We start from the raw sequence: 20,293 nt of genomic DNA on the forward strand, positions 1-20,293 counted from the left end.
GCGCAGAGTCACCCGGCTGCGGTCGAAGCCCTCGACCACGTGGCGTCCGCCTGGAGCAGCCGCAGGGCGGCCTGGTCGGGGGAGCCGGCCGGGGCGGTGTAGACGAACAGCGTCTGCTCGGCGTCGTCGGGCAGCGTGAGGGCCTGATAGGTGATGGTGAGGCGGCCCACGATCGGGTGGTGGAAGCGCTTCGTCCCGCTGGTGCGGGCCAGGACCTGGTGATCGGCCCACCAGCGGCGGAACTCCTCGCTGCGTACGGACAACTCGCCGACCAGGGCGGACAGGTCGGGGTCGTCGGGGTGGCGGCCGGCGTCGACCCGCAGGGTGGCCACGGTCTCGGCGGCGATGACGGCCCAGTCGGGGTGCAGGTCGCGGGCGTTCTCGTCGAGGAAGATGAACCGCGCGTAGTTGCGCTCACGAGCCGGCAGGGCGTTGAAGTCGCAGATCAGTGCCCGGGCGGCGTGGTTGATCGCCAGCACGTCCATCCGGCGGCCCACGATGAAGGCGGGCGCGCCGGCGTCGTCGAAGGTTTCGAGCAACTGGTACGTGGCCGGGGCGACCCGCTGCGGACGGCGCTGCGGGCGGCGGCGTGCCTCCCGCGGCCGCGCGAGGTCGAACAGGTGGGCCCGCTCGGTGTCGTCGAGGCGCAGCGCGCGGGCCAACGCGTCGAGCACGGCCTCGGACGGATTGAGGTTGCGACCCTGCTCAAGGCGTACGTAGTAATCGACGCTCACGCCGGCCAGCGCGGCCAGCTCCTCGCGCCGCAGCCCGGGCACGCGGCGAGCGCCGGCCGTGCCACCCAGGCCGAACTCCTCGGGCCGCAGCCGGGCGCGGCGCGAGCGGAGGAACTCCTTGAGGTCCGCGTTGTGGGTCACGTCCACCAGTATCGACGCGGCCGGTCCGGCGCCGGGAGCCGAACCTGGTACTGCCGTTCCTAGGGTGGCCCTGGCCTGTTACGGCCGCTCACGGGCCCCTTCCGGCGGGTCTGATGTAAAGGACTTCGAAACGAGAGAGGTTCTGCCATGAGCATGATCCGTTCCGCCCAGGTCACCGAGCCGGGCGCCCCGTTCCGCATCGTCGAGTCGGACCGGCCCGAGCCCGGCCGCGGCCAGGTGCGGGTCGCCGTCGAGGCCTGCGGGGTCTGCCGCACCGACGCGGCCTTCGTCAACGCCGCCTTCCCGGTGTCGTTCCCGCTGGTCACCGGCCACGAGATCGCCGGGCGGGTGGACGCCGTGGGCGAGGACGTCACCACATGGCAGCCCGGCGACCGGGTGGCGGTCGGCTGGTTCGGCGGGCACTGCGGCGTCTGCGACCCCTGCCGTTCGGGCGACCTCATCCACTGTGCACGCCTGCAGGTGCCCGGCTGGGCCTACCCCGGCGGCTACGCGGACGCGCTGGTGGTTCCCGCCAACGCCCTGGCCCGCATCCCCGACGCCATCACCGCGGTCGAGGCGGCGCCGATGGGATGTGCCGGTGTCGCCACGTTCAACTCGCTGCGCAACAGCGCGGCCCGTCCCGGTGAGCTGGTCGCCGTGCTGGGCCTGGGCGGTCTCGGGCACCTCGGGGTGCAGTTCGCGGCCAAGCTCGGCTTCGAGACCGTGGCGATCGCCCGCGGCGACCACCGGGAAGCGGACGCGAAAGAGCTCGGCGCGCACCACTACATCGACAGCGCGGCCGGTGACGTGGCGCAGCGTCTGCAGCAGCTCGGCGGGGCCTCGGTCGTGCTGGCCACCGCCGGCAGCTCGGCCGCGATGAGCGCCACGATCGACGGGCTGACCCCGAACGGGCAGCTCGTGGTGGTCGGCGCGGACCCGGCCCCGATCGAGGTCAGCCCGTTCCAAATCATCGCAACCAGCCGTACGGTGCACGGCCACCCGTCCGGCACCGCGCGGGATGTCGAGGAGACCCTGCGGTTCGCGGCCCTCACGGGCATCCGCCCCCGTACGGAGACGATGCCGCTGACCGACGTGCAGGCGGCGTACGACCGCATGCTCGCCGGCGACGCGCACTATCGCGTGGTGCTCACCCCCGGCCGGTGACCTCGGCTACCAGGCGACGACGCCCTGCGTGGCCGGCTGCAGAGTGCCGACCTGGAGCGACTTCATGGTGATGTTGTGCTTCTCGGGCGCCGGGAAACCGACCAGGTCGGCCGCCGGGCCGTCGGTCGACGCCTGCAGGTTGAACGAGAGCGAGTTGCCGGCGCTGCAGTTCACGTCGTCCTTGTCGCAGGGCACCCACTTGATGCCCTCGAACGCGCTGGTCCCCGGCTTGAGCACGATCGGGGCGGCCGAGCCGGGCTGGTTGACCTGCGTGACCGGCACGTCGGCAACCTCGTCGGCCGCGTTGCGCAGCGAGATCGAGGCCCGTCCTTCGACGGTGCAATTCGTGGCCGACCTGTTGGTGACGGCGACCAGCCCACGCTGGGCGCCGTCACCCTGGCTGGGCTGCAAGGAGACCTCGACCGTCACGTCCTCGTTGGTGCAGTTCCGCGTGGTGGCTGCCTTGGTGGGTGCCTTGGTCGGTGCGTTCCCCGCCTCCCCGCCCGTGTCGGCGCTGGTGGGTGCGGGTCCGGCCGGTGCGCTGGTGGCGGCGTCGAAGGGCGCGGGCGCCGCCTTGTCACCGTCGACCGAGCAGGCCTGCATTCCGAGGGTCAGACCCGCGAAGGCAGCCCCGAGGACGACGATCCGGAAAGAACGCGCTGGCATGGGTTACTCCTTCATCGCTCTGGCGTGTCGGTCTCCACAGTGGCCCGGCAAGATCCGAACCGGGTTCCCCGTACGCCGGAGTGGCATGAAAACAGGAGCACTGAGCTAGCGCGTGATCACCGTGCGGGTGGCCCCACCCGGCTGAGCGATCAGCTTGGGGACGTCGCTGTCGGGGATGCCGTGCAGGTCGAGTCCGGTGCGGGCCAGGTCGAACGAGGCGCCGATGGAACGGCCGAACGCGAGGCCCTGATAGAACCCCGCGGCGAACTTGATCGCCGACTTGTCCAGCACACCCCGGCTCATGCCGACCACACCGGGGATGTGTGCGGCGATGGCCCGGGCCTGCGGTTCGGTGAAGCAGGCGTTGAGCACCACGCACTCGACCCCGTCGGCGAGGATCCGGAACAACTCGCGCAGCGCGTCCGGCGGGACGTCATGGGCCAGGCCGCGGTGATCGGTGACCTGAATACCGCGTACGGGATCGCCGTGGCCGCTGAAGTGAACGACCGCCGGCCGGTGGCGCAGCAGGGCGTAGGGGAGGTCGTCCAGGCGTACGGCATCGGCGATGCGCACCTCGAGGAGGTGGCTCGCCCCGGCGTGCGCGACGGCGAGATCGACCGCCCGGTGCTCCTCGTCGAGCCGCAACGGCTGGGTGGTGAGCGGATTCGCGCTCAGCATCAGGATCACCTTCGGCTGCCGTGGTGGCCGCGGTGGCTGTCCCATCACGATCTTGTCACCGTGCACCCGGTCACCGCCGTACTTGTCACCCGCGACGAAGTCACCCATGCCGCTCTCTGACGGACGTGTCCGTCAGAGAGCGGCATGAGGACCAGACACCGGGACGTGGAGTTCCGGATCAGCCGCCGGATGCTCTGGGTCGACATGGAGGCGTTCCCCCTCCAGATGGTCACCCGGGTGCGACCCATCGAGATCACGCCGAATCGGTCGAAGATCCTTATTGCGTACGCCCGGAAGGCGGCGGCCCTGCTCGGACTTGGGGTGCTGGGGTTGGCGCTGTTGAGCTGTGCCGGTGACGCCGTGCCGAACTGGCTCACCGGCGTGGTCGCCGTCGTGCTCGCGGGCGCGTTCATCGCCCAGACCGTCCGAGCGATCCGCCTGCTCACCCGGCCCGCGCTGTATGTGCTCAGCGTGGCCACGGCTGGAACGGCCCGCGCCGCACTGGTCAGCGACAAGCGGGACCTGATCTACGACCTGACCCGGCGGGTCGCCGAGGCCATCGACAACCCGGCCATGGAGTACGCCATCCACGTCGAACACATCGAGGGCGACCTGGTGGCCGGCGACAAATACTCCGGCGACCGCGTCGACGGCGACAAACTCGTCTTCGGGAGCTGACATGCAGACGCTCAGCGACGCCCTGGTGAGCCAGATCCTGAACATCGCCTCGGTGCTACTCGTGCCGACCGTCCTGCTGCTGATCCTGCGCCGGCTGATCCCGGGCTTCGGCGACGCCCTCTGGCGCGGCTACTGCCAGTTGCTCACGTGGATGGTCGTCCTTCCGGTCCGACTGATCCGGCTGCTGATCCTCGAGGCGGCCGGACGCCGAGGGCGCCGGCGGCCCTGAGCCGGGTCTTATTGCGTTGCCGGAGCCGGGTGGCCTGCCTAGCCTTGTTCCCATGACGAACACCGAACGGTCTTCCGAGGGCAGACGCGGGTAGCCACTTTTGCGTGGTTGCGCCGCCTCTCCCGTACGGGAAGGGCGGCCTTTTTTGTTTGTGCGGGCTGTTGGAGTAGCGGTCAACTCACCTGATTCTCAATCAGGAGATCACGGGTTCGAATCCCGTACGGCCTACGTTTGTTTTGCTCTTGGCGCGGTGGACGAAAGGTGGAGTCGCCCGGCTTTCACCCGGGACACGTGCGGGTTCGAATCCCGTCCGCGCTGCTGAGGCCTGGTAGCTCAGAAGGACAGAGCGGCCGAAAACGTTGAACGGTGTCACGGCGGGAGAGTTGCGGATGCACCGGGACCGGGCCTGTGGTGTAGAAGACCACGGGGCAGGGAACCTCAGCCCCCGGCAGGGAAGCGCGTTGCCTCACCGTCGACAAGGGGACGTGGGTTCGAGTCCCACCCAGGCCACACTCTGTCCGGAGTTGGTGCGGTCACCTGGTGGTTGCGGTGGTCCGTCGGTAGGTGGTCGGTCGGCCTCTGCCGCCGTTCTGGTGGACCAGGCCTCGATTGCGCAGGCTGCGGAGCGCCTTGCGGATGTTCGGTCCGGTCAGGCTGAGGGTGGTTTGGAGCTCGGCGACGGTTTGCGGGCCGGGTGCGAGTGCGTCGTAGACGCGTAGCTCAGTCGTGTTGAGGGTCGGCGCTGGGTTCGTTGCGCTGGCGGAGGAGCGCAGCAGCACGGTGAATCTGATGTTGGCGTCGATGAATTGTGCTGGTGGCAGTCCGTGGTTCGACAGGGCCTGCGTGATTGTGGGGATGCCGCTGGCCAGTGCCTCGATGACCCGGCCTCCTGAGCTTGCCGAGCGGACGTGTTGGCAGATTCCTACCAGGAGTCCGTTGCGGGCGGACGTGACGGCGTCGTTGCCGAGGCGGTCGACGGTGATGCCGTACAGGCCGCCGGGGTTGGTGACGACGAGGCGGTCGCGGCGTAGCCGTACCTCGACGGCGAAGGCTTGCGACCAGTCGTCGAGATCGCGATGGATCAGGGCGTTGGCGATTATCTCGCGGAAAGCGAGCAGTGGGTACGCGGGTTCGTCGGTGACGCTGCCGTCGGCCCTTTCGACGATTTTGGTGTCGAACGTGCGCCGGGCCCAGTCGAGGGCAGCGTCGAGCATTCGGGGGATGGGTCCGGTGATGGTGATCTGGTTGCGGGCACGGACCGCGGGCGAATCCTGCGGCAACGGTTCGGCGGCGGCCTGGATGACATATCGAGGGAAGAACTGCTGAGGATGTACGCCGAGAGCGAGGAGGCCGGCCACTGTTGGCTGTCCTTCCGACACCGTCACGCCCGCTCGGCGTAGCAGCTCCCCGTCGTCGGTGAAGCGGCCGAGTCCGGTCCCGTCTCGTTCACGGACGGTCGCCAGGTAGGACGCGACCAGGTCGGGGTCGAGGTCGTCCGGGCCGGCTCCGTCGACAGGTCGCCGGTCGAACAGCGGTGGCCTGCGCGCGGTAAGGAACCCTTGGACTTCCAGGTCGGACAGCAGGAAATCGCCGTCGTAGCCACGGATGTACGCGGCGCCGGTCGCGGTGACCCGGCATGGCTTGGCCGACGGGTCACACTCGTGAACGCGAGCCACGATGACGGGTTGTTCGTCGACCGTGCCGTCGTCGATCGACAGGCGTACCGGTGGTGTGAAGGCGCGAGCCTTCGCTGCGAGACCCTGCTTGAGTGCCTGCGGATCGGCCAGATATACGGGGCGGAAGCCGGCGCGTTCGTCCAAGCCGAGGATGATGGTGCCGCCGCCTGCCAGGTTGGCGAGGGCGCTCAGCGAAGAGGTCAGCGAGGTAGGCAGGCCACCCGCTGCGGCCTTCACCTCGACGGCGGTGGTGTCTCCACCGGACGCGCGCAGGGCGCTGACAAGGTCTTCCAGATCCTGGGGCACCGCATGAATGTAACCGTCGACGAGTTACATTTCAATGGGTTCGAGTTACATTTCCGATTACATTGCAGTGAGTCCTATGGCTCCGCCGCGCGACGGCGCCGCTTGATGGATCTTGCGGTGAGTAATGGCAGATAGTCGCCGATCACGCGCATAACAGGTTTCGTCATACTGTCGGTCTGGGCCTGCAATCGCATTGAGGGCACCACTGCCGGGGCGGCGGCCGTATTCTCGACTTTCGGTGGGGCGGCGAAGGGGCGAGCATGCGGATTACCGTGCTGGGCGCGGGGTCTTGGGGGACGACGGTTGCTTCCGTGCTGACCCGGCGGGATCACGAGTCACTTATCTGGGCTCGTAATCCGGAGGCGGCGGAAGAGATCAACGACAAGCACACCAACGAGCGGTATCTCGACGGCTTCACGTTGCCGAGCCGGTTGCGCGCCACCGCGGAGCTCGACGAGGCGGCGGCGCACGCGGAGTTGCTGGTCGTCGGCGTGCCCACCGGGGCGTTTCGCGACACGCTGGAGCGGGTGCGGCCGCGGCTGCACCCCTGGATTCCCGTGGTGAGCCTCAGCAAGGGGCTGGAACGCGACTCGCTGTTGCGGATGACCGAGGTGATCAAAGAGGTGCTGCCGGGGCATCCGGCGGCGGCGCTCACCGGGCCCAACCTGGCCAAAGAGATCATGGCGGGTATGGCGGCGGCCACGGTGATCGCCACGGAGGACCTCACCGTTGCCGCGGAGATTCAGCGGGTGTTCCGGCGCGGGTTGCTGCGGGTGTACACCAACCATGACGTGATCGGCTGCGAGGTGGGCGGGGCGTTGAAGAACGTCGTCGCGATCGCCACCGGCATCGCCCAGGGGCTCGGCGTGGGGGACAACACCCGGGCGGGAGTGATCTCGCGGGGGCTGGCCGAGCTGACCACGCTGGCGGTCGCGATGGGTGGCGAGCCCAACACGCTGGCCGGGCTGGCGGGCATGGGCGACCTGGTGGCGACGTGCATCAGCCCGCACAGCCGCAACCGGTACGTGGGTGAGCAGCTCGGTCGCGGGCGGAGCCTGGACGACATCCTGGCCGAGATGGGGCAGGTGGCCGAGGGGGTCAAGACGGTGCACGCCGCGGTTCGCCTGGCCGACCAGTACGAGTTGGCGATGCCCATCACGCGCACGATCCACCGGGTCGTCACCGGGGAGATCACGGCGGAACGGGCGTACGACGGTCTGCTGCGCTCGCACCCGGCGGGTCACGAATCCGAGCCGGGCTGAGGCACTGAAGACGTTGCCGAACTGCAGGGCGCCCGTTGTGCTGCTCCGGTTGGCGTTTCGGCCAGGGCGCCACGGCCGCGGGTGTTTGGCGGTGATCGCATCAAGTGGGTTTGATGTATTGTGCGGGGATGGAACCGGAGGTGTTTCGGGCGGCGGGGCATCCGCTGCGGTGGCGGTTGCTGACGGCGCTGGCCGAGGGTGACCTGCGGGTGCAGGAGCTCACCACGCGCGTCGAGCAGCCGCAGAACCTTGTTTCCTACCACCTGAAAGAGCTGCGGAAACTGTCCCTTGTGGAGGCGCGGCGGAGCCTGGCCGACGGGCGCGACACCTACTACCGGCTCGACCTCGCGCGGTGCGGGCAACTGCTGGCCGACGCCGGTGGGTCACTGCATCCGGGGTTACGGTGGGTGTCGCCGCCCGTTCCGCGGTCACCTGGCGTTCGGGTGCTTTTTCTCTGTACGGGTAACAGCTCGCGCTCGCAGATGGCTGAGGCGTTCGCGCGGCGGGCGGGCCTCGAGGCGTACAGCGCAGGTAGTCACCCCAAGCCGGTGCACCCGCGCGCTGTCGAGGTGATGGCCGCCCGTGGGCTCGATCTCGGCGCGGCCCGGTCGAAGCATCTGGATGAGTTCGCCGGTCAGGGCTTCGATCGGGTGATCACGTTGTGTGACAAGGTGCGCGAGGTCTGTCCCGATTTTCCGGGTGCCCGGCATTGGAGCATTCCCGACCCGGCCCGCGAGCCGGCACTCTTCGACGCGGTTGCCGACGAGCTGGACGAGCGCATCGGCTTCCTGCTGCACACGCTCGCACGGTCATGACGGCTCCGGAGGTACGGCTGACCACCGTGCTGCGGGAATGGGGACGGATCGGCTGTGTCGGGTTCGGCGGGCCGCCCGCGCACATCGCCCTGCTGCGCAAACTCTGCGTCGAAGACCGGAAATGGCTGGACGCGCAGGAGTTCGAGGACGCGATCGCGGCGTGCAACCTGCTGCCCGGTCCCGCGTCCACCCAGTTGGCGATCTTCACGGCCTGGCGCGTACGGGGAAGGCCCGGGGCCGTGGTCGGTGGCCTCGCCTTCATCCTGCCCGGCCTGATCGCGATCCTGGGGCTGGCCATGCTGTTCCTGGGTGATCCGCCGCTCTGGGTCGAGGCCGCCGGGGCCGGGGCTGGGGCGGCCGTCGCCGCGGTCGCCGTTCAAGCCGGGTGGAGTCTCGTGCCGCCGGGCTGGCAGCGCACGCCGAGCCGGCGCCGCTGGATCGCCTATTTGTTGCTGGGCGCGGTCGGCGCCGCCACGGTCGGGGCCTGGCTGGTGCTGCTGCTGATCGCGTGCGGGGTGGTCGAGGCCGTCTTCCAGCGGGTGCCCGCGAGCCGGCCGCCGCTGGGCGCGTTCCCGCTGATCGCCTCGGCGGGGCTGGCGGGCAGCATCACCTGGGTGGCCCTCAAGGTGGGCGCCCTCTCGTACGGCGGCGGCTTCGTCATCATTCCGCTGATGCAGGCCGACGCGGTCGACCGTTACCACTGGATGACCAGCGCCGAGTTCCTCAACGCCGTGGCGCTGGGGCAGATCACGCCCGGCCCGGTCGTGCACACGGTCGCCGTGGTCGGATACGCCGCGGCCGCCCTTCCCGGCGCGCTCCTGGCGGCGGCGGTGGCGTTCGGGCCGTCCTTCGCGTTCATTCTGCTGGGCGCCCACCGGTTCGACCGGCTCCGCTCCGACCAGCGGGTTCGCGCCTTCCTCGACGGCGCCGGCCCGGCCGCGATCGGGGCCATCCTGGGCTCGGCCGTGCCGTTGACCCTGGCTCTGTCCGAGGTCTGGCAGCTGGTCGTCCTCGCCGGCGCGCTCGTGCTGATGCTGGCCCTGCGACGCGGCCCGGTCCTCACCTTGCTGTCCGCAGCCGCCGTCGGCGTAACCGTTGTCCTGCTCGGCGGCCCCCTGCCCAGCTGAGCCCGAGGTCTGCTGCCCTGCTACCGGGCTGAGTCCGAGGGCGGCTGCCTTACACCGCGCCTGAGCCCGAGGGCGGCTCCCCTGCACCGCGCTGAGCCCGAGGTCTGCTGCCCTGTTACCCGGCTGAGCCCGAGGGCGGCTGCCCGGTTGAGCGCCGCCGGGCATGAGTGACAACCCGCACCCGACGCCGACGGGCCACTGAGTTGACTTCTACAAGCGAATAAAAGAAGGTAAGCCTCAGTTAGGTCAGGCTTACCTAGGGAGTTCGATGACGGCCATCTACCTGATCGGGCTCCGTGAGGGGCTGGAGATCACGCTGGTGGTGTCCATCCTGGTCGCCTTCCTCGTCAAGTCCGACCGGAAACCGCTGCTCAGGTGGGTCTGGGCCGGCGTCGCCGTGGCCGCTGGGCTGAGTGTCGGGTTTGCCGCGCTGCTGCAGTTCGGGGTGGCCCGTCTCGAGTACACGCATCAGGAGCTGTTCGAGGCCGTCGCGTCGATCGTGGCCGTGACCTTCGTGACCTGGATGATCTTCTGGATGCGGCGAATGGCCCGGAAGATGGGTTCCGAGCTGCGCGGACGTCTGGAGGACGCGATCACGGTCGGCCCCCTCGCCATTGTGGGTGTCGCGTTCCTGGCCGTCGTGCGGGAAGGCCTTGAGACCTCGATCCTGTTCTACGCCGCCGCTCAGGGGACCTCGGACAGCGTCCGCCCGCTCGTCGGCGTCTCGCTCGGCCTGCTCACGGCGGTCGTGCTCGGCTGGCTTCTCTATCTGAGCGCCGTGCGGATCAACCTCACCCGGTTCTTCACCTGGACCGGCGCGCTGCTGGTGCTGGTCGCGGCCGGGATTCTCAAGTACGGCGTGCACGACCTCCAGGAGGCGGGCGCCCTGCCGGGTCTCAACACCACGGCGTTCGACATCAGCGGCAGCTGGCCGCCCGGCGCCTGGTACGCCGAACTGCTGCGCGGCATGGTCAATTTCACGCCCGCGCCGTCCGTGCTCGAGACGATCGCCTGGCTCGCCTACGGCATCCCCGTACTGGTGATCTTCCTGTGGCCCCAGAGGCCGACCAAGCCCGCCCGTAAAACCGAGCCTGCACTCAGTAAATAGGAGAACCATGCGTACCCCTCGTCTGCTCGCTCTCGTCGCAGCCGCCGCGGCGACCGTTCCCCTGGCCGCCTGCGGTGACAGCGGTGACGGTGACGGCGCGGCCACCGGCGCGAGTGACAAGATCACCGTCGACGCCTCGGACACCGAGTGCAAGGTGGCGTCGTCCGAGTCCGCGGCCGGCACCGTGACCTTCACCATCGCCAACAAGGGCGCCAAGGTCACCGAGTTCTACGTCTACGCGCCGGGCGACCGGGTCATGGGTGAGGTCGAGAACATCGCCCCCGGCCTGTCCCGCGACCTGATCGTCGAGCTCACCGCCGGCACGTACGAGACCGCCTGCAAGCCCGGCATGATCGGCAAGGGCATCCGGAACGGCTTCAAGGTCAGCGGTTCCGCGGCGGCCCTCACCGAGGACGCGAAGCTGGGCCAGGCCACGACCGACTACCAGCGGTACGTGAAGAGCCAGACCGGCGCGCTGATCGAGAAGACGACCGAGTTCGTGAACGCGATCAAGGCCGGCGACGCCGAGAAGGCCAAGGCGCTCTTCCCGGTGGCGCGCACGTACTGGGAGCGGATCGAGCCGGTCGCGGAGATCTTCGGCGACCTCGACCCCCAGATCGACGGCCGTGAGGGCGACCAGGAGCCGGGTCAGGAGTTCACCGGTTTCCACAAGCTCGAGAAGGACCTGTGGGTCACCAAGGACATCAGCAAGTCGGGTCCGATGGCCGACCGGCTGCTGACCGACGTGCAAAAGATCGTGGACGAGGCGAACAAGGCCACCCTCTCGCCGGTGCAGCTGGCCAACGGCGCCAAGGAGCTGCTGGACGAGGTCGCCACCGGCAAGATCACGGGTGAGGAGGACCGTTACTCGCACACCGATCTGTGGGACTTCGCGGCCAACGTCGAGGGCTCGCAGGCAGCGATCGCCGCCCTGCGCCCGGCGCTCGAGGAGAAGGACGCCGCGCTGGTCAAGACCCTCGACGAGCGGTTCGCCTCGACCGAGGCGGCGCTCGAGAAGCACCGCAGCGGCGACGGCTGGAAGCTGCACAACGAACTCAGCCAGGCCGACCTCAAGGTGTTGAGCGACGAGATCAACGCGCTGGCCGAGCCGATCAGCAAGGTCGCCGGGCTGGTCGCCGGCAAGTAGAGGTCACGGGCGCCGGGCCCAGATCGAGGGCCTGGTTCCCCCGTACGCGGGAAAGGGTCTGCAAGTGCAGCGGCGCAAGGTGATCGGGCTGGCGGGTGCGGGCGTGCTGGGGGTGGCGGCTGCCGGCGCGGTGGGATTGCAGGTGACGGGCGATGAGAAGACGACGCCGGTTGCCTCGACGAGTGATGCCATCGCGTTCTTCGGCGAGCGGCAGGCCGGAATCGTCACGCCCGCGCAGGACAGGCTGCACTTCGTCGCCTTCGACGTGATCACCAAGGACCGGGCAGCGCTGGTCGGCATGCTGGAGTCGTGGACAGCCGCGGCCGCCCGGATGACCGCGGGGCTCGACGCGGGCACGATCGGCGCGGTCGGCGGCATCCCCGAGTCGCCGCCCGACGACACCGGCGAGGCGCTCGGTCTGCCGCCGTCGGGTCTCACCCTCACCATCGGGTTCGGGGCGAGCCTGTTCGCCAAGTTCGGGCTGGGCGAGAAGAAACCGGCCGCGCTGGCCGACCTGCCCAAGTTCCCCGGCGACGCGATCGACCCGGCAATCTCCGGCGGCGACATCTGCGTTCAGGCGTGCGCCCACGATCCCCAGGTGGCGGTTCACGCCGTACGCAATCTCGCGCGCATCGGCATGGGTGTGGTGAGCGTCCGCTGGTCGCAGCTGGGGTTCGGGCGTACGTCGTCGACCTCGACCACGCAGGCGACCCCGCGCAACCTGTTCGGCTTCAAGGACGGCACGGCCAACCTCAAGGCCGAGGAACCGGCGCTGCTCGACGAGCATCTGTGGGTGCGCCCCGGTGACGGGCCGGACTGGATGACCGGCGGCTCGTACCTGGTCACCCGCAAGATCCGCATGATCGTGGAGACGTGGGACCGCACCTCGCTGCTCGAGCAGGAGACGATCGTCGGGCGCAGCAAGGGCGAGGGCGCGCCGCTCAGCGGGACGCAGGAGTTCGACGAGCCGGACTTCACCGCCGTCGACGGCGAGGGCGAACCGAAGATCGCCAAGGTGTCCCACGTACGGCTGGCGCATCCGACGGAGAACAACGGCGCGCGTCTGCTGCGGCGGGGTTACAACTTCGTCGACGGCTCGGACGGTCTGGGCCGGCTCAACGCGGGGCTGTTCTTCATCGCGTTCCAGCGGGACCCGCGTCGGCAGTTCGTGCCCATCCAGACCAACCTGGCGCGGCACGACGTGATGAACGAGTACCTCAGGCACGTGTCGAGCGGCCTGTTCGCCTGCCCGCCGGGGCTGCGGGCGGCGGACGACTTCTGGGGCCGGTCGCTGTTCGCGTGACCGCGACGGGGTGGGTCGCTGTTCGCGTGACCGCGACGGGGTGGGTCGCTGTTCGCTGACTCAGAGGATGCACAGGAAGCATCGATAGGGTTTTGTGCGTGACACCACCGACCGGGGGCAGCCGGCGCCGGCCCGGCCAGTTGGAAACCGAGATCATGAAGGTTCTCGACGGCGCGGCGCGGCCACTGACCCCCGGCGAGGTTCGTGATCTCCTCGAACCGGACGGATCGCTCTCCTACAGCACCGTTGTGACGACTCTCACGCGCCTGTTCGAGAAGGGCGCGGTGACCCGTCATCGCGACGGCCGAGCCTTCCGGTACGGGGCTTTGAGCGCCCCGGCGGGTCTGGTGGCCGACAGAATGAGCCGCCTGATGGCGGTGGAACCCGACAGGGCGACGGTATTACGCCGATTTGTCGCCACGCTCAGTGACGACGACGAGCGTCTGTTGCGTGAACTTCTGCGTGAGGATCCCTCGGCCGGTTGAGCCCGCGGGGTGACTCACCCCTGTGAGGACGCTGAAACCGGGATGCTGCCGGTAACGCACCAATGGCAGCATGGACCTTTCCTGTGCGCGCGGAACCGCCTGCGCGCGGCCCGGGGCCCGGGCCACAGAGCTGGGGGAGTTCTTTCGTGACCGATCAAGCCGCCGCGCCTCCGGGCAAGCTCGACGCCGCGGTGCTCAAGATCGCCGGGGTGGTGGTGCTCGGGGCGATCATGTCGATCCTCGACATCACCGTCGTCAGCGTCGCCCTTCCGACCTTCCAGAACGAGTTCAACGCGACCTATGCCGAGGTCGCCTGGACCATGACCGGATACACCCTGGCCCTGGCCACGGTGATCCCGCTGAGTGGTTGGGCCGCTGACCGGTTCGGCACCAAACGTCTTTACATGATGGCCCTGCTGCTCTTCACGGCCGGCTCGGTGCTCTGCGCCACCGCCGGCTCGATCGAGCAACTGGTCGCGTACCGGGTCCTGCAGGGTCTCGGCGGCGGCATGCTCATGCCGATCGGCATGACGATCATGACTCGTGCGGCCGGACCGGAGCGGATCGGCCGGCTCATGGCCGTGCTCGGTGTGCCGATGCTGCTCGGCCCGATCGGCGGCCCGATCCTGGGCGGCTGGCTGATCGAGGCGGCGAGCTGGCACTGGGTCTTCCTGATCAACCTGCCGATCGGTGTCATCGCGCTGATCTACGCGCAGCTCGCGCTGCCCAAGGACGAGCCGCACGCGTCGGAGTCCTTCGACTTCGTCGGCATGCTGATGCTCTCGCCCGGTCTGGCCCTGTTCCTGTACGGCGTCTCGTCGCTGCCCGAGGAGGGCACGATCACGGCGACCAAGGTGTGGGTGACCATGCTGGTCGGCGCGCTGCTGGTGATCAGCTTCGTCTTCTACTCGTTCCGGCCCAAGCACCCGCTGCTCGACCTGCGGCTGCTGAAGAACCGCAACCTGAGCGTGGCGTCGATCTCGCTGTTCGTCTTCGTGATCGCGTTCATGGGCGCCGGCCTGCTCTTCCCGAGCTACTTCCTGCAGGTGCGCGGCGAGTCGACGCTCGACGCCGGTCTGCTGATGGCGCCGCAGGGCATCGGCGCGGTGCTGACCATGCCGATCGCGGGCATGCTGGCCGACAAGATCCCGGTCGGGCGCACGGTGCCGTTCGCGATGACGCTGATCGCCGTCGGGTTCTTCGGTTTCACCCAGGTCGGCACCGATACGTCGTACCTGTTCCTGTGCGGTTCGCTGTTCGTGATGGGCCTCGGCATGGGCGGCACGATGATGCCGATCATGACCTCGGCGCTGCGCACGCTGCAACCGGTGCAGGTGGCCCGCGGCTCGACGCTGGTCAACATCCTGCAGCAGATCGGTGGCTCGATCGGCACCGCGATCATGTCGGTGATTCTGACCAGCCGGCTCAACGGCTCCGCGCCCGTTCCGGGGCTGAACAACCCGCAGACCGGCGAGCCCATCACCGAGGCCGGCGCGGCGATCGCCAACAACCAGGGCGCGAACATCCCGCTGCCGCCGGAGATCCTGCAGCGTGGTCTGCAGTACGCGGCCGACTCGTTCTCGACCACGTTCTGGGTCGGCTTCGCGCTGGTGCTGGCGACGTTCATCCCGATCGCGTTCCTGCCGCGCAAGCGTCGCGCGACCCCGCCCGGCGCTCCGGGTGAGCCCGCGGTCGAGGCGCCGATCTTGATGCACTGAAATAACAACGCCCCCGTCTCCTGCTCGGAGGCGGGGGCGTTGTTACAAAGGCGGACAACGGGCCCGGCCAAAACGATCGATAAGGGTCGCTGTACCCGGCATTTACCTGCAGCAATGCTCAACCGTTACCCGAAAGAGAATCGATCGTCACGCTCCTTCCCTAGCCTCCGGCGAATCACCTGCTCCCGGAGGAAAATCTTCCATGCATCGATATCTGCGCGGCGGGCCTTCCGCGGCGGCGTTACGAGCGATCGGCGCTGCCGCGCTCGCGACCGCGATCGGCGTGAGCCTGGCCGGACAGGCCGTGGCCGCCGCACCGGGCGACCCGTTCATCAGCGAGATCCACTACGACAACGCCGGCGCCGACAGCGGTGAGGCGATCGAGGTGCAGGCCCCGGCCGGCACCGACCTGACCGGCTGGCAGATCGTCCTCTACAACGGCAGCGGCGGCGCGCCCTACAACACGGCGACGCTCAACGGCGCGGTCCCGGCGGCCGGCGTGGTCGTGCAGAACTACCCGGTCAACGGCATCCAGAACGGCGCGCCCGACGGTGTGGCCCTGGTGAAGCCGGACGGCTCGGTGGCCGAGTTCCTCAGCTACGAGGGCGTCCTGACCGCCGTCGGCGGCCCGGCCAACGGCCAGGCCAGCACCGACATCGGCGTCTCCGAGCCCGACTCGACTCCGGTCGGGCACTCGCTGCAGAAGATCGACGGCGAGTGGAAGGCGCCGGCGGCCTCGAGCTTCGGCACGGTCAACTCGGCGACCACCGACCCGGAGGACCCGCCGGCCACCTGCGACACCGCCGTCACCCACACGATCGCGCAGGTGCAGGGCACCGGCGCCGCCACTCCGGTGGCCAACACCAAGGTCACCGTCGAGGGTGTCGTGACCGCCGACCACCGCACGGGCGGCTACAACGGCGTCTACGTGCAGACCGCCGGCACCGGTGGGGACCGCCCGGTCGAGGCCGGCGCCGCCTCGGACGCGGTGTTCGTCTTCTTCGGCTCGGCCGCAAACGCGCCGGCGGTCGCGATCGGCGACAAGGTGCGGGTCACCGGCACGGTCACCGAGTTCAACGGCCTCACCGAGATCACCACCACCGCGAAGAGCGACACCGCAGTCTGTGCGAGCGGCGTCGCGCTGCCCGCCCCGGTGGCGCTGAGCCTGCCGCTGGACGACGCGGCCCGCGAGTCGGTCGAGTCGATGCTGGTCGCGCCGGTCGGGGCGTACACGGTCTCGGACGTCTTCAACGTCAACCGGTTCGGCGAGATCATCCTGGCCGCCGGCAACGAGGTCGCCAAGATCCCGACCGACCTGGCCCGCCCGGGCACTGCCGAGGCCAACGCGATCAAGGCCGGCAACAAGGCCCGCCGGATCCTGGTCGACGACGGCCGCACCACGAACCTGGCCGACGCCGGGCTCGCGCCGGCCTACCTGACCAAGGACAACCCGGTCCGGGTCGGCGACGCCGTCGAGAAGTTCGGCCCGAGCGTGCTGAGCTTCGGCTTCAACGAGTGGCGCCTGCAGCCCACCGACCCGGCCGCGCTGCAGACCACCTTCAAGGACACCAACCCCCGTACGCCGGCCCCGGTCGACGTCGGCGGGGACATCCGCGTGGCCAGCTTCAACGTGCTCAACTACTTCGTCCACTTCGGTGGCGAGGCCCGCGGCGCCGAGGACCCGGCCGCGCTGGCCAGGCAGCAGGCGAAGATCGTCTCGGCGATCAGCGCGCTGGACGCCGACGTCGTCGCGCTCATGGAGATCGAGAACTCGGTCCGCTTCGAGCCGGACGACCCCCAGGTGGCCCTGAAGACGCTGGTCGGTGCGTTGAACGCGAAGGACGGCGCGGGCACGTGGGACTACGTGCGCTCGCCGGCCGAGCTGCCGGGCGCCGAGCAGCAGGACTTCATCACCACGGCGATCATCTTCAAACCGGCCGCTGTCGCCCCGAAGGGCGCCGCGCGTTCGGTCAACGACGAGACCGTGTGGTCGAACGCGCGGGAGCCGATCGCGCAGACCTTCACGGCCGGCTCGGCGACCTTCACCGTCGTGGCGAACCACTTCAAGTCCAAGAGCGCGTCGACCCCGCCGAGCGGGGACAACGTGGACACCGGGGACGGGCAGGGCGCGTACAACGGTGACCGCAAGCGGCAGGCCGCCGCGCTCGCCGCGTTCGTCGAGTCGCTCGGGACCTCGGACGTGCTCCTGCTGGGCGACTTCAACGCGTACAGCCAGGAGGACCCGATTCAGGTGCTCGCCGATGCGGGTTACCGGAACATCGCCGGCGCCGACGAGAAGTCGTACGTCTTCGGCGGTGAGTCCGGTTCGCTCGACCACGCGCTGGCCAGCGCCTCGCTCGCGTCCAAGGTGACCGGCGTGGACGTCTGGAACATCAACTCGGTCGAGTCGTTCGCCTACCAGTACGACGGTTACGCGCCGTTCTACGACGACGGGCCGTACCGGGCCAGCGACCACGACCCCGTGGTGGTCGGCCTCAAGACCCAGGCCACCGGCCCGGTCGACCTGCAGCTGCTCAGCATCAACGACTTCCACGGCCGCCTCGAGCAGCCGTCGGCCGGCAACGGTGGCGCGGCCCAGCTCGTCGGCATGGTCAACCAGCTGCGCGAGGCCAACCCGAACACGGCGTGGGTCTCGGCCGGCGACAACATCGGCGCGTCGACCTTCATCTCGGCCATCGACGCCGACAACCCGACGATCGACGTGCTCAACGCGGGCAAGCTGGCCGTCTCGGCGGTCGGCAACCACGAGTTCGACAAGGGCCTGGCCGACCTGCTGGGCCGGGTCGAGGACAGGGCCGACTTCCCGTACCTGGCGGCCAACGTCTACAAGGACGGTCAGCGGGTGCTGCCCGGCTACAGCGTGCAGACGCTGGGCGGCGTCAAGGTGGGCTACATCGGCGTGGTCACCGAGCAGACCGCTTCGCTGGTCAGCCCCGACGGCATCGCCGGTGTCGAGTTCCACGACCCGGTGGCCGAGGCCAACACCCTGGCGGCGCAGCTCTCCGACGGCAACCAGGCCAACGGCGAGGCCGACGTGCTCGTGCTGCTGGCCCACGAGGGCGCGGCGACCGAGAACATCGGCTCGGCGGCGGCGCTGCAGGCCGACCCGGTCTTCGGCGACTTCACCCGGGTGAACGCCGAGATCGACGCCATCTTCAGCGGGCACACCCACCAGCCGTACGCGTTCGAGGTTCCCGTTCCGGGCACCGACCGGACCCGTCCGGTGATCCAGGCCGAGGACTACGGCCTGCGGGTCGGCAAGGCGGTCCTCACGGTCGACCCGGCCACCAAGTCGGTCACCGCGTCGACGGCAGAGCTGCTCGACGTGACCGGTTACCCGGCCGACGCCGCGGTCGCCAGCATCGTGGCCCAGGCAAAGGTCAACGCCGACGAGCTGGGCAAGCAGCCGCTCGGCAAGATCACGGCGGACATCAAGCGGGCCTACACCGCCGCGGGTGCCGAGGACAGGGGCGCCGAGTCGGTGCTGGGCAACTTCATCGCCGACGTGCAGCTCGACCAGACCAGCGCGCCCGGACGCGGAGGCGCTCAGATCGCCTTCATGAACCCGGGTGGTCTGCGGGCCGACCTGCTCTACGGGGCCGACGGCACGGTCACCTACGCCAACGCGTTCTCGGTGCAGCCCTTCAGCAACGACGTGATCACCCAGACCCTGACCGGCGCGCAGATCAAGCAGGTGCTCGAGGAGCAGTGGCAGCCGGAGGGCGCGTCCCGCCCGGTGCTGCACCTCGGCTCGTCCAAGGGGCTGACCTACTCGTACGACGTCAGTCGGCCGCGGGGCTCGAAGATCATCGCGTCGAGTCTCAAGCTGAACGGCGTCGTGCTCAACCCGACCGGCACCTACCGGGTCACGACCAACTCGTTCCTGGCCGCGGGCGGCGACAACTTCACCACCCTCGGGCAGGGCGCCAACCGCGTGACCACCGGCGACAACGACCTGACCATGCTGGTCAACTACTTCGCCGCCAACTCGCCGGTCACTGCCGACCCCGCGCCGCGCAGCACCCCCGGCACGGCCACCCCGGACGACACCACGCCGCCGACCGGCACGTTCAAGCTGGGCGCCACAGCGCTCTGGGCGGGTCAGACGGTGACGCTGAACCAGGTCGCCCTGGCCGACGACGTCAGCCCCGCTGACAAGATCAAGAGGGTGGTGACCTGGGGCGACGGCTCCACTTCGGAGGGCCTGACCCACACGTACGCCAAGGCCGGCAACTACACCGTCTCGGTGCAGCTGACCGACGAGGCGGGCAACACGGCGGCGGCGACCATCCAGGGCGCCGCGGTCGTCATGGTCACGGCCCAGCCGAAGGGCACGTACCTGCTTGCCCCGCAGTCGATCTGGGTCTCGCAGTCCACCGTGCTCACCGTGACAAAGGTCAACGGCGCGTCGAAGCTTGTCGTCAACTGGGGTGACGGCAACTCGTCCGACATGTCGGCCAACGGCTCGCTGGTCTCGCGCGCCTACACCAAGGCCGGCACCTTCACGGTGACGGTCACGCCGCACAACGCGGCCGGCGCGGGTACTGCGGTCAAGGCCGGCACGGTCAAGGTCACGGCCGACACGTACGCCCCGACCGTGTACTTCGTACCGCCGCTGATCCCGTCGGTGGCGTCCTCGTGGCGCTCCCTGAACGGCCTGACCGGCGACACCGGCACGGGAGTCGCCACGGTCTCGGCCACGCTGATCCAGGAGCGTGCCGGTAAGTGGCACTACTTCGACGGCGGCAAGTGGGTCAGGGCGGCGTCGCAGTCCGAGGCCGCGGCCAAGGCCAAGGTCCTGACCGACACCCCGCTGCCGATCATCGGCGTGTGGAGCATCGCGCTCAAGGGCGTCGAGAAGGGCACCCTGAAGGTCACCTATTGGGCGACCGACCGGGCCGGCAACTCCTCGGCCAAGCAGTCCTACACGGCGAAGATCACCAAGTAACACCCCACGCGATGGCCCCCGTCTCCTCGGTGGAGGCGGGGGCCATTCACGTGAATCGCGTTTCCGGTGGCGTGAATGAATGCATAC

The 20,293-nt window shown here is 69.3% G+C and carries 16 protein-coding genes and 2 tRNA genes; 14 read left to right on the top strand and 4 right to left on the bottom strand.

Annotated elements, in window-relative coordinates; translation table 11 throughout:
* Nucleotides 1-8: 8 nt before the first annotated feature.
* On the bottom strand, nt 9-875 hold the full coding sequence (locus C8E87_RS16845; RefSeq protein WP_133873978.1) for a helix-turn-helix transcriptional regulator: 867 nt from the start codon (nt 873-875) through the stop codon (nt 9-11).
* 147 nt (nt 876-1,022) lie between these two features.
* Between C8E87_RS16845 and C8E87_RS16850 the strand changes: the two genes are divergently transcribed.
* Nucleotides 1,023-2,039 (top strand): alcohol dehydrogenase catalytic domain-containing protein, encoded by a 1,017-nt coding sequence (locus C8E87_RS16850; RefSeq protein WP_133873979.1) that lies wholly within the window; start codon nt 1,023-1,025, stop codon nt 2,037-2,039.
* A 6-nt stretch (nt 2,040-2,045) separates the two neighbouring features.
* Here the strand turns inward: C8E87_RS16850 and C8E87_RS16855 are convergent, their stop codons facing one another.
* The gene (locus C8E87_RS16855) at nt 2,046-2,705 is read right to left on the bottom strand and encodes a DUF4232 domain-containing protein (protein ID WP_133873980.1); all 660 of its coding nucleotides are present in this window, start codon (nt 2,703-2,705) and stop codon (nt 2,046-2,048) included.
* A 105-nt stretch (nt 2,706-2,810) separates the two neighbouring features.
* Complete coding sequence (locus C8E87_RS16860; RefSeq protein ID WP_133873981.1) at nt 2,811-3,491, bottom strand: CHAT domain-containing protein; 681 nt, start codon at nt 3,489-3,491, stop codon at nt 2,811-2,813.
* Between the two features lie 36 nt (nt 3,492-3,527).
* Between C8E87_RS16860 and C8E87_RS16865 the strand changes: the two genes are divergently transcribed.
* From C8E87_RS16865 to C8E87_RS16880, 4 genes are all read left to right on the top strand, one after another.
* Nucleotides 3,528-4,061: a DUF6232 family protein gene (locus C8E87_RS16865; RefSeq protein WP_133873982.1), complete on the top strand. Its 534-nt coding sequence runs from the start codon at nt 3,528-3,530 to the stop codon at nt 4,059-4,061.
* Between the two features lies 1 nt (nt 4,062).
* Nucleotides 4,063-4,290, top strand: coding sequence for a hypothetical protein (locus C8E87_RS16870; protein ID WP_133873983.1), 228 nt, complete (start codon nt 4,063-4,065; stop codon nt 4,288-4,290).
* A 155-nt stretch (nt 4,291-4,445) separates the two neighbouring features.
* Nucleotides 4,446-4,518 (top strand) — tRNA-Glu (locus C8E87_RS16875).
* Nucleotides 4,519-4,534: 16 nt separating this feature from the next.
* A tRNA-Glu gene (locus tag C8E87_RS16880) sits at nt 4,535-4,608 on the top strand.
* Between the two features lie 215 nt (nt 4,609-4,823).
* Here the strand turns inward: C8E87_RS16880 and C8E87_RS16885 are convergent.
* Nucleotides 4,824-6,272 carry an ATP-binding protein gene (locus C8E87_RS16885; RefSeq protein ID WP_203720657.1) on the bottom strand — a complete coding sequence of 483 codons (1,449 nt, stop codon included), beginning with the start codon at nt 6,270-6,272 and terminating at the stop codon, nt 4,824-4,826.
* 260 nt (nt 6,273-6,532) lie between these two features.
* On the opposite strand from C8E87_RS16885, the gene C8E87_RS16890 reads away from it, so the two are divergent.
* The 9 genes from C8E87_RS16890 (at nt 6,533) to C8E87_RS16930 (ending at nt 20,206) form a co-directional block, all read left to right on the top strand.
* The gene (locus tag C8E87_RS16890) at nt 6,533-7,534 is read left to right on the top strand and encodes an NAD(P)H-dependent glycerol-3-phosphate dehydrogenase (protein ID WP_133873984.1); all 1,002 of its coding nucleotides are present in this window, start codon (nt 6,533-6,535) and stop codon (nt 7,532-7,534) included.
* A gap of 128 nt (nt 7,535-7,662) precedes the next feature.
* Nucleotides 7,663-8,349, top strand: a complete 687-nt coding sequence (locus C8E87_RS16895) for a metalloregulator ArsR/SmtB family transcription factor (protein ID WP_279536858.1) — start codon at nt 7,663-7,665, stop codon at nt 8,347-8,349.
* Nucleotides 8,346-9,476, top strand: a complete 1,131-nt coding sequence (gene chrA / locus C8E87_RS16900) for a chromate efflux transporter (RefSeq protein ID WP_133873986.1) — start codon at nt 8,346-8,348, stop codon at nt 9,474-9,476. The genes C8E87_RS16895 and chrA overlap by 4 nt, the downstream gene beginning before the upstream one ends.
* Before the next feature lie 268 nt (nt 9,477-9,744).
* On the top strand, nt 9,745-10,584 hold the full coding sequence (gene efeU / locus C8E87_RS16905; protein ID WP_133873987.1) for an iron uptake transporter permease EfeU: 840 nt from the start codon (nt 9,745-9,747) through the stop codon (nt 10,582-10,584).
* Between the two features lie 7 nt (nt 10,585-10,591).
* Entirely contained in the window at nt 10,592-11,731 is a 1,140-nt protein-coding gene (gene efeO, locus C8E87_RS16910; RefSeq protein WP_133873988.1) for an iron uptake system protein EfeO, read from the top strand.
* A gap of 58 nt (nt 11,732-11,789) precedes the next feature.
* Complete coding sequence (gene efeB / locus C8E87_RS16915) at nt 11,790-13,034, top strand: iron uptake transporter deferrochelatase/peroxidase subunit (RefSeq protein ID WP_438866179.1); 1,245 nt, start codon at nt 11,790-11,792, stop codon at nt 13,032-13,034.
* A 98-nt stretch (nt 13,035-13,132) separates the two neighbouring features.
* Entirely contained in the window at nt 13,133-13,519 is a 387-nt protein-coding gene (locus tag C8E87_RS16920; RefSeq protein WP_275409067.1) for a BlaI/MecI/CopY family transcriptional regulator, read from the top strand.
* A 146-nt stretch (nt 13,520-13,665) separates the two neighbouring features.
* The gene (locus C8E87_RS16925; RefSeq protein WP_239080214.1) at nt 13,666-15,237 is read left to right on the top strand and encodes a DHA2 family efflux MFS transporter permease subunit; all 1,572 of its coding nucleotides are present in this window, start codon (nt 13,666-13,668) and stop codon (nt 15,235-15,237) included.
* A 202-nt stretch (nt 15,238-15,439) separates the two neighbouring features.
* On the top strand, nt 15,440-20,206 hold the full coding sequence (locus tag C8E87_RS16930; RefSeq protein WP_133873992.1) for an ExeM/NucH family extracellular endonuclease: 4,767 nt from the start codon (nt 15,440-15,442) through the stop codon (nt 20,204-20,206).
* Nucleotides 20,207-20,293: the final 87 nt, after the last annotated feature.

It is taken from the genome of Paractinoplanes brasiliensis (assembly GCF_004362215.1).
GTDB classification, from domain to species: Bacteria; Actinomycetota; Actinomycetes; order Mycobacteriales; family Micromonosporaceae; genus Actinoplanes; species Actinoplanes brasiliensis.